The organism is Roseibacillus ishigakijimensis, assembly GCF_016595415.1.
GTDB lineage: Bacteria > Verrucomicrobiota > Verrucomicrobiia > Verrucomicrobiales > Akkermansiaceae > Roseibacillus > Roseibacillus ishigakijimensis.
The window spans coordinates 47,918-63,157 of record NZ_JAENIO010000009.1 but is presented as its reverse complement, the minus strand read 5'-3'; the positions used below and the strand labels follow the sequence as shown (position 1 = coordinate 63,157).

The following is a 15,240-nucleotide window of genomic DNA, read 5'->3' as shown; positions in this document are numbered from 1 at the left end:
CCGGGACTCGGACCGCACTTTGCAAGACGCCCCTCCCGGGCGTCTTTTTTTCGGAAAAAATCCCTCACCTCTTGGCGGAATGCCGTCCGCAAATTTTTTTGCTAACATTTACCCCACGGGCGGCGTATCATTGGAAAGATGAAATTAACGATGAAATTAACCTTTCTGCCTCTAGCCTGGATTTTGACCTCCCCATTAGGCGCTGAAGTTGATCGTGGCGAGCCCCCCGTCAAAGCGCCTTTTGAGAAAGGAGAAGATTCCCTTGCTACCAACGACTGGTGGAATCGCAAAGAGACCGATATCATCGATTTGCGGGTGCCTCGCGATGAGGTGGTCGCTTTCGGAATCTACACCACCCATCAGGGCGTGCTCAAGCTGAGTGCCCAGCTCTATCCCCTCTACCCGGAAGAAACGCGCGAAGTGCGGCTGGAAGTCGAGCGCGAGGGCCAATGGGTTGAAATCGCCCGTCAAGAGGTCAACGATCTCGGCTGGTGCACGAGCTTCCGCATCGCCGATTGGGAGATGACGAAGGACGTGAAGTATCGTCTGCGCCATGGCGCGAAAGCGAGCTTCGAAGGTCTCATCCGCAAGGATCCAGTGGGCAAAAAGGACATCACGGTCGCCGCGCTCTCCTGCAACTCCAATCGCGACCGGGGTCTGCGTCCGGAATACACCCGCAACATCAACGCGGTGGATCCCGACCTGATTTTCTTCGCCGGCGATCAGTCTTACGACCACCGCCAGCACACCGCCGCCTGGCTCAAATTCGGTCTGGCCTTCAAAGAGCTCTTCCGCAACCGCCCCTGCGTCACCATTCCGGACGACCACGACATCGGGCAGGGCAATCTCTGGGGCGAAGGAGGGAAAAAATGCCTGCTTCCTGCGGGCTCCGATGGCGGCTACTTCTTCCACCCCGAGTATGTCCAGATGGTGGAGCGGCAGCAGTGCGGCCACTTGCCCGACCCCTACGATCCCACCCCGGTGGAGCAGGGCATCGGCGTTTACTACACCAATCTCCTCGTCGGGGGGATTGATTTCGCCATCTTGGAAGACCGCAAGTTCAAGACCGGACCCAAGGATCGCCATCCCATGAAGGGGCCCCGTCCCGACCATATCCGGGATGAAAACTACGATCCCCAAGTGGTCGATGTGCCGGGGCTCAAGCTCCTCGGCGATCGCCAGCTTTACTTCCTGGAAGATTGGTCCGACGACACCGAGGGCGTTTCCATGAAGGCCGTCCTCTCGCAGACCGGCTTCTGTGGCGGCGCCCACCTCCACGGTTCACCGCAAAACCGCCTCCATGCCGACATGGATTCCAATGGCTGGCCACAGACTCCCCGCAACGAAGCTCTTCGGCTCATCCAAAAGGCCAATGCGGTGCACATTGCTGGCGACCAGCACCTCTCCACCCTCATCAAGCATGGCATCGACGAGTATGGGGACGGCCCCTGGGCCTTTGTAGTCCCGGCCATCGTCAACACCTACTACGGCCGCTGGTGGTGGCCGGAGGACGAGAAAGCCGGAGGCAACCCTCCCGCCAATTCTCCCCTCCCCTGGGTGGGTGATTACCAGGACGGCTTTGGCAACAAGATCACCATGTATGCCTACGCCAATCCCACCAACGACCCGAGCCAACGCAATGCAGGCAAATTCGACCCCGAGGGCTGGGGCGATGGCTGGGGCCTCATCCGCTTCCACAAAGAGGACAAAGATGTCACCTTCGAGTGCTGGCCCCGTTTTGCCGATTTGACGGAAGAAAGCGCGGAACAGTTTCCCGGCTGGCCAAAGACCATCTCGCTCGACTAGGCTCGCGGCAATGGCCGAAACTCCCTTTGTTGCCGTTCTCACCGGCGACCTCATCAAGTCCTCGCAGCTCTCGCCCGACGAACTGGAAACCGTTCGCGCCCAGATCAGCGAGGCCTTTGCGGAGTTGGCAACCTGGGATTCTCCGACTTCTCCGGTCGTGGCCGGAGAAGTCGATTTTTTCCGGGGAGACAGTTGGCAAGCCGCTCTGGAGCAAGCCCGCTTTGCCCTCCGGGCCGTTCTCTTTCTCCGGGCCCACCTCATCAGCCAGGGCCTGTCCGATACCCGCACCGCCATCGGACTGGGCGCGGTTGATCATCTCGATCGCGAGCTCATCTCGCGTTCCAGCGGAGAGGCCTTCCTCTTGTCGGGTCACGCTTTGGACAAGCTATCACCCAAGGTCAATCTAACGGCGGCCATCGCGCGGGAACGTGACGGCCAACTCCATCACTGGCTGCCCGTGGTGTGCCAACTTTGCGACAGCATTCTCAATCGCTGGTCGCGACGCCAAGCCGAAATGATGACCCTCGCGCTCCATCCCGCCGATCTCACCCACGAGGAAATCAGTCGGCAATTGGGAACCAGTCGCCAGAACGTGACCGCCACCCTGGACAGCGCACAGGGCTCAGTCCTGGAACAGGTGGTGCAGGTCTTTGAAAAAACTTTTCCCAACCCCTAAAATGCAAACGAAATCATTTGCCTTTTGAATTGCAAACGAAATCATTTGCCTTTTGAATTGCAAACGAAATCGATTGCTTTTCAAAAAGCAACCGAAATCAATTGCTTTCAAGAAACAAGAACAAGGTTTTGCCTTCTCCATTCATCCTGACCTGAAGCCCCGCCCATGACTCTCTTCACTTTTCTCGCCCTTCTCGCCGGGCACCTCTTGGGAGATTTTCTCTTACAGAGCGACCAAATGGCACGGACTAAAGAAAAACCGCAAGTCCTGCTCAAGCACGTTGCCATCGTCACCGGACTCTCCCTCCTCCTTCTCGGCCGTCTGCAAATCAGCGCCCTCCTCGTTATTTTCTTCACCCATTACGCCATCGATTCCTACAAAGTGCGCCATCTGCAGAACAACCTCCGCACCTTCCTCCTCGATCAGGCCGCGCACCTCGCCGTCATCGCCTGGTTGGCTCTCTTCTTCCCTATCAAGGGGACGCTCTGGGCGAATTTTCCCCCTCCCTTTCTCCAGCTCTACTCCCAAGCACTCGTCTTCCTCTCCGTTTACCTCCTCCTCATCCCGGTGGGCGGAATGGTCATCAGCCTCACCGTCAAACCCTTTGCAAAGGAAATCGGCGAAGAGCTGAATGGTCTCACCGACGGCGGAAAAATCATCGGTTATCTCGAACGAGCCCTGGTTTTTCTCTTCATCATCGCAGGCCAGCCCGCCGGCATCGGCTTTCTGGTGGCCGCCAAGTCCATTCTCCGCTTCGGTGACATCAAGGATCCCAGCCAGCGGAAAATCACCGAATACATCATCATCGGCACCTTCCTCAGCTTCGGCTGGGCCCTTCTCATCAGTCTCCTGGCACAACGCGCTTTGCTTGCCCTCTGATACCGGGCCTGCAGTGGGCAAGGACTGGCCCTGACGCTGTATCCCTAGCGCAATTCAACAGGGAAACCCGTCTTAACCATTGCCTTTTCGACGGAACAGCTATTCTGGAAGAGAAGACTCCCCTCCGGTTTACGGGGGCGTCTCAAACCATTCCATTCGCAAACACCCATGAAAATCCCGTTCTCTTTTGTTCTCTTGCCAGCCCTTCTCCCTCAAGTCCAGGGAGCTTCCATGGCGATCGACTTCACTCGCAACAACAATTCCGTGGCAACGAGCTATGCCGATTATCAGGCCAACGATGCCAACCTCGAGACCGGAGGAGCCTTCGAGCAGCGCTCGGGCACGACTGCCGCCCCCTTTAGCGATCTCAACTCCACCACTTTCGGAGCCTTCACCGTGACAGCCTCGGGCCAGGCCACCAGCGTATCCGCCGCCGGAGCCGCCGCCTGGACGGACAATACCCCCATTCTGGAGGGCTACCTCTACGTCGACACCAACGGCCTGCCCGGTGCCACTCCCACCATCACGATTGCGGGCCTGGCTGCTCTGGGAGCTGGACAAACCGCGACCCTGACAATGTATGGCATTGGGGACAACATCGGCCAAAGCTCCACCCTCACCGTCAACTACGCGGGGAGCCCGATTTTCACCGGCACTACCGTCTACAACGGCGCTGGCGAAGCCCGCACCAGCAGCACCGGCAGTGTTCCCTTCCTGCAAACCGCTTTTGTGACCGATGGGGTCACCGACGAGGTCTCCTTTGTGGTGAGCGAAAACGGCAACCGCTATTTTGCCCTCAACGGCTTCTCCCTCAGCGTCGTGCCCGAGCCCAGCTCGACCGCTCTCCTCGCACTGGCCGGCAGTGCCTTGCTGCTGCGCCGCCGCAAAGGCTAAAGTGACCACCCTCCTCGCCCTCACCCCCTCCCAACGCGTCCTCACCGACGCGTTTTTTTATCCCGTTAAGACCAAGGCTCCCTTTGCCAGCGCCTCCTTGCTGGCGTAGACTCCAGCTTCCGTGAGCGACCACCTGACCACTGCCCGCCAAGTCATCCGACTGGAAAGCGAAGCCTTGCAAGCTTTCGAGAAGCGGCTCGACTCCTCCTTCAATGACGCCATTGACAGCTTGCTGGCGGTTCTCTCAGAGGGAAAAAAAATTGTCCTCGTTGGGATCGGAAAATCGGGAAACATCGCTCACAAAATCGCCGCCACCCTCACCTCCACCGGCTCGCCCGCCGTCGTTCTCCACTCCCAGAACGCCCTCCATGGCGACCTGGGCCTCCTTGCGGAAGGTGACGCCGTCATCGCCCTCTCTTACTCCGGCGAAACGAACGAACTGCTCAATCTCCTGCCCTACCTCAAACGCCGCTCGGGCACTCTCCTCGCCCTGACCGGCAAAAAGCAATCCACCCTGGCCGTCCACGCCGACCATCTCCTCGATACCTCCGTGCCCCGGGAAGCTTGTCCGCTGGAGCTTGCCCCCACCTCTTCCTCGACGACCATGCTGGTAGCGGGAGACGCCCTCGCAATGGCCCTGATGAGTGCCCGGGGCTTCACGGCCGAGGATTTTGCCCAGTTCCATCCCGGTGGCTCCCTCGGTCGTGCCCTCCTCACCACCGTGGGCGATATCATGCGCACCGGAGAACGACTCGCAATTGTCGCTCCCGACAACACCGTCTTCGAGGCCCTCAACGCCATGACCCGCGCCAAATCGGGCGCTGCGGTCATTCTCAACGCCGATCGCACCCTGGCTGGCATCTTTACCCACGGCGACTTTGCCCGCTCTTTTCAGACCCGACCCGACATCGGGGCCCGGCCCGTCTCCACGCTCATGACTCCCCGCCCTATCACGATCGCCGCCACCGCGCTAGCGGCCGAGGCCGTGCGCTTGGTGGCCGAGCGAAACATCGACGACCTCATCGTGCTTGCTGCCGACTCCACCGAAGTCCTCGGTCTCGTCGACTCCCAGGACTTAGCCAGCCTCAAGCTCACCTGACGGAAAAGCCTTGCTCCCGCACCCAAAAAAATACCCGCCACCGACGAATCGGAGCGGGTATGGAAAACGCTTTTCTCCTTAAGAAGCCCCCTTAGCACTCCAGCAGGAGGCGGGCGGGATTCTCGAGACTGTTTTTGACATCGATCAGGAAGGTCACCGCCTCCTTGCCATCCACAATACGGTGGTCGTAGCTGAGGGCGAGATACATCATGGGACGAATCTCGACCTTGCCGTCAACCGCCACCGGACGTTGCTGGATGGTGTGCATGCCGAGAATACCGCTCTGGGGCGGATTCAAGATGGGCGTGCTGAGGAGAGAACCATAGACCCCGCCATTGGAAATGGTGAAGACCCCACCCTGCAAATCCTCGATCTGCATTGTGCCGTCCTTAGCCTTTTTAGCCGCATCGGCAATGGCCTGCTCGATCTCGGCAAAGTTCTTCTCATCGCAATCCCGGATGACCGGAACAACGAGACCCTTTTCCGTGCCCACCGCAATGCCGATATCGTAGAAATCATTTTCGATAATCTCATTGCCCTCGATAAAGGAACGAATGCCGGGGTTGTTCTTCAGGGCATTAACCACCGCTTTGGTAAAGAGCGACATGAAGCCGAGCTTCACCCCATGCTTGGCCACGAAGTCTTCCTGCACTTCCTTGCGCAGCTTCATGATGGCGGTCATGTCGACTTCGTTGAAAGTCGAAAGGATAGCGGCCGTTTGCTGGGCATTGACGAGGTGCTGGGCAATCTTACGGCGCAGCATGCTCATCTTCTTGCGAGTAGCCCGCCCCTCGCGCACCGGCTCGCCGGCCGACTGGGAGGAGGGAGGCGCCGCAGTGCCCAAATTGGGCTTCTGCCGGGGAGCTTCGCTCGCCTTGGCGGCGGGTTGCGCTTCGGACTTCGCCGCAGGGGTGGCTTTGGATTCCCCGCTGCTGCTCTCTTTCTTGGCCGACGCAGATTCTGCGGACGGGGCGCTCTGCGCGGCTCCGCCAGCTCCTTCGGTGATGCGAGCAATGACCGCACCGATCTCGACATCTTCATCCTCCTCGACGAGCAACTCGATCGTGCCTGCATACTCGGACTCCAAGTCTTGGGACACCTTGTCACTTTCCAGACTCACGAGAATATCGCCCTTGGCCACCGTGTCGCCGGATTTCACCTTCCAAGCCGCAATACTGGCCGTAGTGATGGAATCACCAAAAGAAGGGATGGTCACCTCATGAGTCTCACCCGTTCCGCCGGCATCGGCATCTTTGTTGGCGGACGCTGCCGGGGCCTCCGGGGCTGAAGTCTCCTCTTGCGCGGGGGCGGCGCTATCCGGGCTCCCGCCCTCACCAGTGGCAGAGGCGTCGATTTCCGCGATCACCGCTCCCACTTCCACCTCTTCATCCTCTTGCACGAGGATTTTAATCACCCCGCTGGACTCCGCTTCCAGCTCTTGCGAGACCTTGTCGGTTTCGAGCGAAACCAACGTATCGCCCTTCTTCACTTCATCGCCGTCGGACACATGCCAACGGGACACATTTGCGGTGGTAATCGACTCGCCAAACGGCGGTATTTTCACTTCCTCTGCCATCTTTTCTGATTCGTTAAACTTCGAAGGCCCCTTCCACGAGCATCGCCTGCTCCCGCTTGTGCATCGCCTTGGAGCCCGCCGCCGGGCTGGAAGCACGATCACGGCCAGCGTAGCGGATGCGGCTGTCGAAGGTCTCTTCCAGGCGCGGTCCGATGAAGGTCCAGGCGCCCATGTTGAGCGGCTCCTCCTGACACCACACCCACTTGGTATTGTTGGTGTAGGATTTGGTCGCGTTCCGGATTGACTCTTCGTCGTAGGGGTAAATTTGCTCCACGCGCACGATGGCGGCGTTGTCGATGCCCTGCTTGGCGCGGTACTCCAACAAGTCGTAATACACTTTGCCCGAGCAAAAAATCACGCGCTCCACCTCGGCGGGCTTCTTCTCCATCTCGGCATCACCAATGACCTCGTGGAAGGACGTGCCTTCACTCAACTCGGCCAGGGTGGAAACCGCCTCTGGCTTGGTCAGCAGACTCTTGGGAGTCATCAGAATGAGAGGCTTGCGGAAGCCACGCAATTTTTGCCGGCGCAAGGCATGGAAGTATTGCGCCGGGGTGGTGAAGTTCCCCACCACCATGTTCTTCTCGGCACACAACTGCAGGAAGCGCTCCAGACGGGCACTGGAGTGCTCCGGCCCCATCCCTTCATAACCATGCGGCAGAAGCATCACCAAGTCGGTGGGCGTTTGCCACTTTGACTCGGCGGAGGCAATGAACTGGTCGATAATCACCTGGGCCCCGTTGGCGAAATCACCAAACTGGGCCTCCCACATGATAAGCATTTTGTCGCAGCCCAGCGAGTAGCCGTAATCGAATCCCAGCACGGCAGCCTCGGAGAGCAGACTGTTGTAGACACAGAACTTAGCTTGATTTTCCCCCAGATTCTTGAGCGGCGTGTAGCGTTCACGCGTATTGTGGTCGTAAAAGACGGCATGCCGCTGGCTGAAAGTTCCCCGGCGACAATCCTGCCCCGACAAGCGGACCGGGTAGCCCTCCAAGAGCAAAGACCCCCATGCCAGAGATTCCGCCAAGGCCCAATCGATGCCTTCGCCCTCGGCCATGGCCTGAGCCCGCCGGGGCACGAAGCGCTTCTTGAGGGTCGGGTGCAAATTGAAGTCAGCCGGGATGTCGGTCAGCACGTGACCCACCTTCTTGAGCACTTCTTCGGAAACTCCGGTCATCACGGTATCGTGCTTGTAAGCCTCCTGCTCCACCGCAGTCGAACCACTGAAGACCGTGCGCTCGCCCTCTTCTTCCAGTCGGCGCATTTCCTCGTAACCTTCCTCGAGACGGTTCCAAATCTTGTCGTGCAGGGCCTTGGCCTCCTCTTCGCTGACGGCTTGGCTCGCCGCCAACTCCTCGCGATAAAGCTGTCCGGCAGTCTTGCGCTCATCGAGCTTGCGGTAAATGTGCGGTTGGGTGAACGCCGCCTGATCGGTCTCATTGTGACCCTGGCGACGGTAACAAAGCATATCGATGACGATGTCCCGACCCCACTTTTGGCGAAACTCGAGGGCAAACTGGGCAGCCCACCAGAGCTCTTCCGGCTTCTCTCCATTAACGTGCAGGATGGGGGCCTCGATCATCTTGGCCACATCGGTCGCGTAGCTCGAAGACCGCGCATCCGCCGGCATGGTGGTGAAACCAATCTGGTTGTTGATAATGAGGTGAATGGTGCCTCCGGTGCGGTAACCGGGAAGCTGGGAAAGGTTGAGCACCTCGGCCACCGAGCCTTGTCCCGCGAAAGCGGCATCTCCGTGCAAAAGCAAAGGCAAAACCTGCGTGCGATCCGTCTTCACCCCGTCATCACCAATCAGACGCTGGCGTGCGCGGGCCTTGCCCTCCACCACCGCATTCACAGCCTCGAGGTGACTGGGATTGGCCGCTAGATTGACGCGCACCTTGCCATCCGCCACTTCGCGAACACTCTCATAACCCAGGTGATACTTCACATCTCCATCTCCCGCCACCAGATCGGGCACGTAATTGGGCGTGAACTCATAGAGAAGAGTGCGAATGGACTTGCGGACAAAATTGGCGAGCACATTGAGGCGACCCCGATGAGCCATTCCCATCTCGATTTCCTTCACCCCTTGCGTCGGGCAAAGCTGCAGGATGCGGTTGAGAAGAACCATCACGCCCTCTCCCCCTTCCAGCGAAAAGCGCTTTTCTCCTAGGAAACGCTTGCCCACAAATTGCTCGAAAATCTCCGCTTCGAAGAGCCAGCGCAAGGCTTGCGCCTGCTGCTCCTTGCTCATTCCCTCGCGCTCGTTGCGGTGTTCAATGCGCTCCCGGATCCAATTGCGGATTTCGGTATTGTGGATGTGCATGAACTCGAAGCCGATTGAGCCCGAGTAGGTATCCTTCAGCGCGGCGACCATTTCCCGCAGGGTCATCTCTTCCCCTTTGCGGAAAAATTGGGTCGCGGCCGACCGGTCGAGGTCGGACTCGCCGATACCAAAACGATCGAGCTGGAGACGGGGATTCACGGTCGGCTCCTCGTCCAGGGGATTAATCGCCGCCTGGGTGTGGCCCAAGGTCCGGTAGTTGTAAACCAGGCTCACCACCCGGCCGAGGAAGTTGAGATTGTGGTCCCCATCGAGGTCGGCCCCGACCGCTGAAGCGCCATTGGCCGGACCCGTGCTTGAGGCCGCCGCCGGTTCTTCTCCGGGCTTGGGCTTGGCCTGGACCACCCCGAGTTCGAATCCTTCAAAAAATGCGGCCCACGTGCTGTCCACCGAGCGTGGATCCGCGAGCCAACGTTCGTAATTCTCGTCCAGAAGGTTGGCATTCAAACGCGCCGAAACAGAAGAACTCATGAGATAGGGTAGAGGAGGCTGAAATCCCGGCAAACACCGCACGCCGGGGACCCCGTAGTCGTAAGGGGAGAAAGTCGGTTAGTCAACAACCCTCACCGACTTCTCCAAAATCGATGCTTCTACTGACTCACTCTCTTCCAGGCTTGCCTGCCAAGGCCTCTACAATCCCCCGTTCTGGCCGTTTTTTTCCTGTATTTCACGCAATAAGACATCCAGCCTCTCCCGCTTTCGGGCGACTTGATCTCTCTGTTCGGCCAGTTCTCGCTCCAAGGCATCCAAAGCCCTTTTTTCTCGCTTCAGCCCCCTCTCAATCAGAACATTCCGGTAACTCTCGCCAATGGCCGCAACCAAATCACGAGTCAAGCGAGCATCTGGTGCGCGCACCACAATGAGCAAACGGTTCCCTCCTTTTTCAGATTTTTGCACCTGGGTCCGCTCGCGCAACAGGCGCAAAGCCGCAGTTTCGGAAAGCGACCACCTTTCCGAAAGAGAAAAATCCTCGACCACGGGGAGCAACACCTCATCCGAGCGCACCACCAAGCGCTCATGCCCCCAGTCCATCTCCTCATCCGGAGCCAGATTCAATCGCAAAACAGTCCGGCTTTCATAGAGCCGCTCCGTCCCCGCCACCTTCACCACTCGGGCTATCAGGAACACCAGAGAGCCCAACAGCAAGACCAGCAAAAGGCCCTGCCACCCATTGGGCCATCGTAGACTCCGTTTCTTCATCACCTCGTTGTCTGCTGCAACGAAGCTCCGCCCCCTTTTGGTTTGGATTTTTCCCCGGCTAGAGCTGGAAGCGACCGTCCTCGTCCTCCCCTTCCCAGCCCAGCTGGCGAAAGGCCGCGATGATTTTGCCCGCGATTTCGTCTTCCCCCTCGGCCTCTTCAATGGTGGCCGAGCTGGCCAAACCACGCTGGGAGTCAATGGAAATCACCGTCTCCGCCCGCTCGAAGACCAACCAGTCGCCCCAGTTCTGCTTGTCGTGGCGCACGGGAAGCTTCTGTTCTTTCAAAGCAAAGAGAACTTCCTTGATGGTCGCGGGAGGCTGATTTTCGGGAACAAATACGCGTGTGTCCATGCCCCTTGCTTTCGGAAAGATCGCCCTTTGCTCAAGATTATTCTCCTCCCAATTTTCGATCGCAAAAAAGCGCTTTCCCTCCTCGTAGTCTGGCCTAGTTTTTTCTCTCTATGAAATCTGTCCTCACTCACCTGCTCACTTTCCTCTCCCTGCTCGGCTTCGCCTCCTGCGAGCCGGCCGCCCAGACCGGCCCGGCCCCCGCCGAGGTGAAGCTCAAAAGCGATTTCAATGACAAGGAGGGCGTCCCGGAGGGCTACAAAATGATCACGCTGGGCGGGGGATGCTACTGGTGTGTGGAGGCCGTCTTCCAACAATTGGAAGGAGTCCACTCGGTGGTTGCGGGCTTCACCGGCGGCCACGTGGCCGACCCCACCTACGAGGAAGTCTGTGGCAAAAAGACCGGACACATCGAGGTCGTCCGGGTGGTTTACAATCCGGAAGTGCTTTCCCTCGGCGATGCCTTGGCCTGGTTCTGGGCGGCCCACGACCCGACCACTCTCAACCGGCAGGGCAATGACGTCGGTCCCCAGTATGCCTCCGCGATATTTTATCACGAGGACGAGAATAAAGCCGTGGTGGAAGCATCCCTGCAAAACGCCCAGAAGGAGTTCGACAAACCCATCGTGACCCAAGTGCGCAAAGCCGAAAAATTCTACCTCGCACCGGAAGAGCACCAGGATTACTACTTCCAGAACAAGAGCCAAGGTTACTGCCAATACGTGATCAAGCCCAAGCTGGAGAAGCTCAAGCTAAAGAAATAAGAAGCCCCCGTTGCGCGCCCATTCTCATTCTCACTCCCCATTCTGCAGCGAGGGAACCCGGTCCAGGGCTCCCTCGTTTTCTTCCAACGCAGTCGCATTTACTCCATTTTGGGGGTTGTCTCCCCCCGCCAACTTCGCTTGGGTAGTAGAGTCTGAAAATTCATGAGCAACACGATCGAAACCCATCTTTCCGAAAAGCGCGTTTTCAAACCGAGCAAGGAATTTTCCAAGAAGGCCCGTATTTCCTCCTTGGCTGAATACAAGCGACTTTACCAGGAGTCCATCGACAAGCCGGGTGTATTCTGGGGACGCGAAGCCAAAGAGCTGGCCTGGCAAGAAAAGTGGAAAAAGGTGCTCAAGTGGGAAGCGCCCTACGCGGAGTGGTTTGTGGGCGGCAAGTTGAATGTCAGCGAAAGCTGCCTTGACCAACACCTCTCAACCCACCGTCGCAACAAAGCGGCCATTATCTGGGAAGGCGAGAACGGCGAGTCCCGCACCCTGACTTTTCTCCAGCTTCATCGCGAGGTCTGCCAATTCACCAATGCTCTCAAGGCCCAGGGTATCAAGGAGAAGGACCGGGTCATCATCTACATGCCCATGGTCCCAGAAGCGGCCATTGCCATGCTGGCCTGCGCCCGCTTGGGAGCGGTCCACTCCGTGATCTTCGGCGGATTCTCAGCTGATTCCATTGCGGACCGCATCGACGATTCCGGAGCCAAGGCAGTCATCACCGCCGACGGGGGCTACCGCCGGGGAAAAATCGTGCCCCTGAAGGAAAACGTCGACAAAGCCCTGGAGCGAGAGAACAAGGTGCAAACAGTCTTTGTTTTTCAGCGCACGGGGGAAGCGATTGAGATGCAGGAGGGACGCGACCTTTACTGGCACGAGGCCATCCGGGAGGTGTCCGACAAGCACGAGGCCAAGGGCTTCGACTCCGAGCATCCCCTCTTCATTCTCTACACCTCGGGCTCCACGGGCAAGCCCAAGGGCATTCTCCACACCAGTGCCGGCTATCTCTTGGGAGCTTACACCACCTGCAAATACATCTTCGACATGCAGGATGATGACGTCTACTGGTGCACCGCCGATGTCGGCTGGATCACCGGCCACACCTACATCGTCTACGGCCCGCTGGCCAATGGCGTGACGCAGGTGATGTATGAGGGCGCGCCCAATTATCCCGACTTCGGCCGCTTCTGGGACATGGTGGAGCGCCACCGGGTCTCCATTTTCTACACCGCGCCCACCGCCATCCGCGCTTTCATTAAGGCGGGCGACCATTTCCCGGAGAAACACGATCTATCCTCTCTCCGTCTGCTCGGCACCGTGGGTGAACCCATCAACCCGGAAGCCTGGATGTGGTATCACGAAAAAATCGGAGGAGGCCGCTGTCCTATCGTAGACACTTGGTGGCAGACCGAGACCGGCTCGATCATGATTTCCCCCCTCCCGGGTGCCACTCCCACCATCCCGGGCACGGCCACCCTGCCCTTCTTTGGCATCGATGCCGTCATCTTGGATGAAGAGGGTAAAGAGTGCCCACCCAATGAGGGCGGCAAGCTGGTCATCCGCCAGCCCTGGCCCTCCATGACGCGCACCATTTACCGGGATAAGAAACGCTTCCAGAAGACTTACTGGAGCGACTATCCCGGCCAATACACCGCTGGCGATGGAGCCTTCCGCGACAAAAAAGGGAACTTCTGGATCGTGGGCCGCCTCGACGATGTCCTCAACGTCTCCGGCCATCGCCTCGGCACCGCGGAAGTCGAATCCGCGCTCGTGGGCCATCCGGCAGTGGCCGAAGCCGCCGTAGTGGGCCGTCCTCACGAAATCAAAGGGCAAGGCGTGGTCGCCTTCGTCACCTTGAAAGAAAAGGTGAGCGAAAGTGCCGAACTCAATGATGAATTGCGCGGCCATGTCGCGGAAGTGATCGGGGCCATCGCCCGCCCCGACGAAATCCACTTTGCGCCCGCCCTGCCCAAGACCCGCTCTGGGAAGATCATGCGACGCCTGCTCAAGGAACTGGTCTCCTCGGGCGAAGTTTCTGGCAATATGACGACACTGGAAGATGTCAAAGTGATTGAAGCCTTGCAAAAAAGCATCGCACAAGCCAAGTCCTAGGCCCATGACGCTTGCTTCCTTCCTCCTCGCTAAAACCCTCGCCACCCTCGGCTTGGCCCCCATGGAGCGCTATCGCACCAATGCCGCCTTCGAGACCCATCTCTTGACGGATGCCCGCACCGTGGTCGGCGAGCTGGTTTGGGAAAATCTCGAAGACATCGAGGAGATCTCCGCCGAATATTGGAAGCTGCGCAAAATTCAGAAAAGCTACCAAGAACTCCTCGCCGAAGAGGAGCGCCTGGAAGCGCTCCTGGAAGAAGCGCAGGAAGCGCGGGCCCAGGCCTTGGAAGAAGTGGCGGAGATGACCCAAGAACAAGTGGAGGAACGGGATGAAGTGCTCGCCAGGATGAAGACCCTCACCGGAGAGCGTGACGAGATTCTACGCGATGGTCGCGCCATCAAGCGCAATCATGCCGGCCTGAAAACCAAACTGGAGTATCTCCTGGAAGCCAGCGAAGAAGCCCAGGGCCCCAATCAGGCCGTCATCGACCGCACCCACCAAGAGTTGCAGCAAAAACGGCACGACTTCGAAGAGGTCAAGAAGAAGCGCGACCAGATCGACGAGCAACTAGAAGCCCTGCAGAGCAAGCTTTCCCAGCTCACCGCTACCATCGAGGCCAAGAATCAGGCTATTCGCGAGAAGGCAGAAGAGCAATTCAGCTCCATTGGCAAAACAAACAAAGCGCTCACCACCGTCCGCAGTCAACTGAGTCCTCTGGATAGCGAACGCCTGGAACTCTGCGCCGAGATTGGCCACTTTGTCATCGAGAACGCACAAGACCCGGCCATTCGCGAACGGGTTCGCGAGCAGCGCGGCCTCCTCAAGACCGTGCTTGAAATCCGTGCCTCCTCCATCCGGCACAAGGCCGTCATCGGACGCTAGGGCAGCAGCCTAATCCTGAGCCGAGCCCACCTTGAAAGAGGCTTCCAGCTCTTTGAGTCCGGCCCATTCCTCCGGCAGCCCCACCAAGCGCACATGGCACTGCAGCTTGGCGTGATCCGCCCCGCTATAGTAGGTGACCAAGGTGCGCCGCACCGCTGTCACCGTGAGGGTCAGCACTTGCCGAGCGGTGATTTCCAAGTCTTCCGGCACCTTGAAGTCCCCACAAACCACAAGCACTTCCAAGGCCTCCCCTTCCCGATTGGCCTCCAGCGTCAGTCCACTGAGAACCACGAGATTGGCCTCCTCCACCTGATAAGTGGGATTATTGCTCGGCAGCTGCAAAGCCATCGCCACCGCCTTGGCCAAATCCTCGGGCACGGCACCGGAAAGAACCACCGGGCGATCAATGACCGCAGCCTGGAGAAGCTCCCCCTTGACGCCAAATTCACTCACGCTGTCTGTCTCATGATAAGAGACGGGATGGAAAACCCGCACCACCTCTTTGGTCACCCCAAGAAGGTTGGCGGTTAGGGCGAGTAGCAGGAGACTGACTTTCATCCCCCTCATTCTCTTTCCGAATCCGGCGCAAAACCAGCCGAAACAGCGTCTTGTTTCTTGACTCGCAGGCTTCCTTTCGGCCCTCCTT

Annotated in this window: 13 protein-coding genes; 8 read left to right on the top strand and 5 right to left on the bottom strand. The window is 58.6% G+C overall.

Features of this window, described 5'->3' with window-relative positions; all coding sequences use genetic code 11:
- The first annotated feature begins 150 nt into the window (after positions 1–150).
- The 5 genes from JIN78_RS05410 to JIN78_RS05390 all read left to right on the top strand — a co-directional run bounded on the left by JIN78_RS05410 (position 151) and on the right by JIN78_RS05390 (position 5,354).
- Positions 151–1,806, top strand: coding sequence for a metallophosphoesterase family protein (locus JIN78_RS05410; RefSeq protein WP_200390926.1), 1,656 nt, complete (start codon positions 151–153; stop codon positions 1,804–1,806).
- Positions 1,807–1,816: 10 nt separating this feature from the next.
- Positions 1,817–2,482, top strand: coding sequence for a hypothetical protein (locus tag JIN78_RS05405; protein ID WP_200390925.1), 666 nt, complete (start codon positions 1,817–1,819; stop codon positions 2,480–2,482).
- Positions 2,483–2,647: 165 nt separating this feature from the next.
- Positions 2,648–3,361: a DUF3307 domain-containing protein gene (locus JIN78_RS05400; protein WP_200390924.1), complete on the top strand. Its 714-nt coding sequence runs from the start codon at positions 2,648–2,650 to the stop codon at positions 3,359–3,361.
- A gap of 168 nt (positions 3,362–3,529) precedes the next feature.
- Entirely contained in the window at positions 3,530–4,255 is a 726-nt protein-coding gene (locus JIN78_RS05395; RefSeq protein WP_200390923.1) for a PEP-CTERM sorting domain-containing protein, read from the top strand.
- A gap of 121 nt (positions 4,256–4,376) precedes the next feature.
- Entirely contained in the window at positions 4,377–5,354 is a 978-nt protein-coding gene (locus JIN78_RS05390) for a KpsF/GutQ family sugar-phosphate isomerase (RefSeq protein WP_200390922.1), read from the top strand.
- A gap of 91 nt (positions 5,355–5,445) precedes the next feature.
- Here the strand turns inward: JIN78_RS05390 and sucB are convergent, their stop codons facing one another.
- The 4 genes from sucB to JIN78_RS05370 form a co-directional block, all read right to left on the bottom strand.
- Positions 5,446–6,918: a dihydrolipoyllysine-residue succinyltransferase gene (gene sucB / locus JIN78_RS05385; RefSeq protein WP_307832981.1), complete on the bottom strand. Its 1,473-nt coding sequence runs from the start codon at positions 6,916–6,918 to the stop codon at positions 5,446–5,448.
- A 25-nt stretch (positions 6,919–6,943) separates the two neighbouring features.
- On the bottom strand, positions 6,944–9,748 hold the full coding sequence (locus JIN78_RS05380; RefSeq protein WP_200390920.1) for a 2-oxoglutarate dehydrogenase E1 component: 2,805 nt from the start codon (positions 9,746–9,748) through the stop codon (positions 6,944–6,946).
- A 159-nt stretch (positions 9,749–9,907) separates the two neighbouring features.
- Positions 9,908–10,285 carry a hypothetical protein gene (locus tag JIN78_RS05375; RefSeq protein WP_200390919.1) on the bottom strand — a complete coding sequence of 126 codons (378 nt, stop codon included), beginning with the start codon at positions 10,283–10,285 and terminating at the stop codon, positions 9,908–9,910.
- Between the two features lie 250 nt (positions 10,286–10,535).
- The gene (locus JIN78_RS05370) at positions 10,536–10,829 is read right to left on the bottom strand and encodes a hypothetical protein (protein ID WP_200390918.1); all 294 of its coding nucleotides are present in this window, start codon (positions 10,827–10,829) and stop codon (positions 10,536–10,538) included.
- 110 nt (positions 10,830–10,939) lie between these two features.
- Here JIN78_RS05370 and msrA point away from each other — a divergent pair, with 110 nt between their 5' ends.
- The 3 genes from msrA to JIN78_RS05355 all read left to right on the top strand — a co-directional run bounded on the left by msrA (position 10,940) and on the right by JIN78_RS05355 (position 14,594).
- Positions 10,940–11,590, top strand: a complete 651-nt coding sequence (msrA, locus tag JIN78_RS05365) for a peptide-methionine (S)-S-oxide reductase MsrA (RefSeq protein WP_234037823.1) — start codon at positions 10,940–10,942, stop codon at positions 11,588–11,590.
- A 162-nt stretch (positions 11,591–11,752) separates the two neighbouring features.
- On the top strand, positions 11,753–13,711 hold the full coding sequence (gene acs / locus JIN78_RS05360; RefSeq protein ID WP_200390917.1) for an acetate--CoA ligase: 1,959 nt from the start codon (positions 11,753–11,755) through the stop codon (positions 13,709–13,711).
- Between the two features lie 4 nt (positions 13,712–13,715).
- Complete coding sequence (locus JIN78_RS05355) at positions 13,716–14,594, top strand: hypothetical protein (RefSeq protein WP_200390916.1); 879 nt, start codon at positions 13,716–13,718, stop codon at positions 14,592–14,594.
- Between the two features lie 9 nt (positions 14,595–14,603).
- On the opposite strand, the gene JIN78_RS05350 is transcribed toward JIN78_RS05355, so the two are convergent.
- Positions 14,604–15,152 carry a hypothetical protein gene (locus tag JIN78_RS05350; protein ID WP_200390915.1) on the bottom strand — a complete coding sequence of 183 codons (549 nt, stop codon included), beginning with the start codon at positions 15,150–15,152 and terminating at the stop codon, positions 14,604–14,606.
- Between the last annotated feature and the right edge of the window lie 88 nt (positions 15,153–15,240).

What these genes read in the sequence shown, in the direction of transcription:
- JIN78_RS05410 (WP_200390926.1), top strand. Translation starts at nt 151, where the DNA reads ATGAAATTAACCTTTCTGCCTCTAGCCTGGATTTTGACCTCCCCATTA.
- JIN78_RS05405 (WP_200390925.1), top strand. Translation starts at nt 1,817, where the DNA reads ATGGCCGAAACTCCCTTTGTTGCCGTTCTCACCGGCGACCTCATCAAG.
- JIN78_RS05400 (WP_200390924.1), top strand. Translation starts at nt 2,648, where the DNA reads ATGACTCTCTTCACTTTTCTCGCCCTTCTCGCCGGGCACCTCTTGGGA.
- JIN78_RS05395 (WP_200390923.1), top strand. Translation starts at nt 3,530, where the DNA reads ATGAAAATCCCGTTCTCTTTTGTTCTCTTGCCAGCCCTTCTCCCTCAA.
- JIN78_RS05380 (WP_200390920.1), bottom strand. Translation starts at nt 9,748, where the DNA reads ATGAGTTCTTCTGTTTCGGCGCGTTTGAATGCCAACCTTCTGGACGAG.
- JIN78_RS05370 (WP_200390918.1), bottom strand. Translation starts at nt 10,829, where the DNA reads ATGGACACACGCGTATTTGTTCCCGAAAATCAGCCTCCCGCGACCATC.
- msrA (WP_234037823.1), top strand. Translation starts at nt 10,940, where the DNA reads ATGAAATCTGTCCTCACTCACCTGCTCACTTTCCTCTCCCTGCTCGGC.
- acs (WP_200390917.1), top strand. Translation starts at nt 11,753, where the DNA reads ATGAGCAACACGATCGAAACCCATCTTTCCGAAAAGCGCGTTTTCAAA.
- JIN78_RS05355 (WP_200390916.1), top strand. Translation starts at nt 13,716, where the DNA reads ATGACGCTTGCTTCCTTCCTCCTCGCTAAAACCCTCGCCACCCTCGGC.
- JIN78_RS05350 (WP_200390915.1), bottom strand. Translation starts at nt 15,152, where the DNA reads ATGAAAGTCAGTCTCCTGCTACTCGCCCTAACCGCCAACCTTCTTGGG.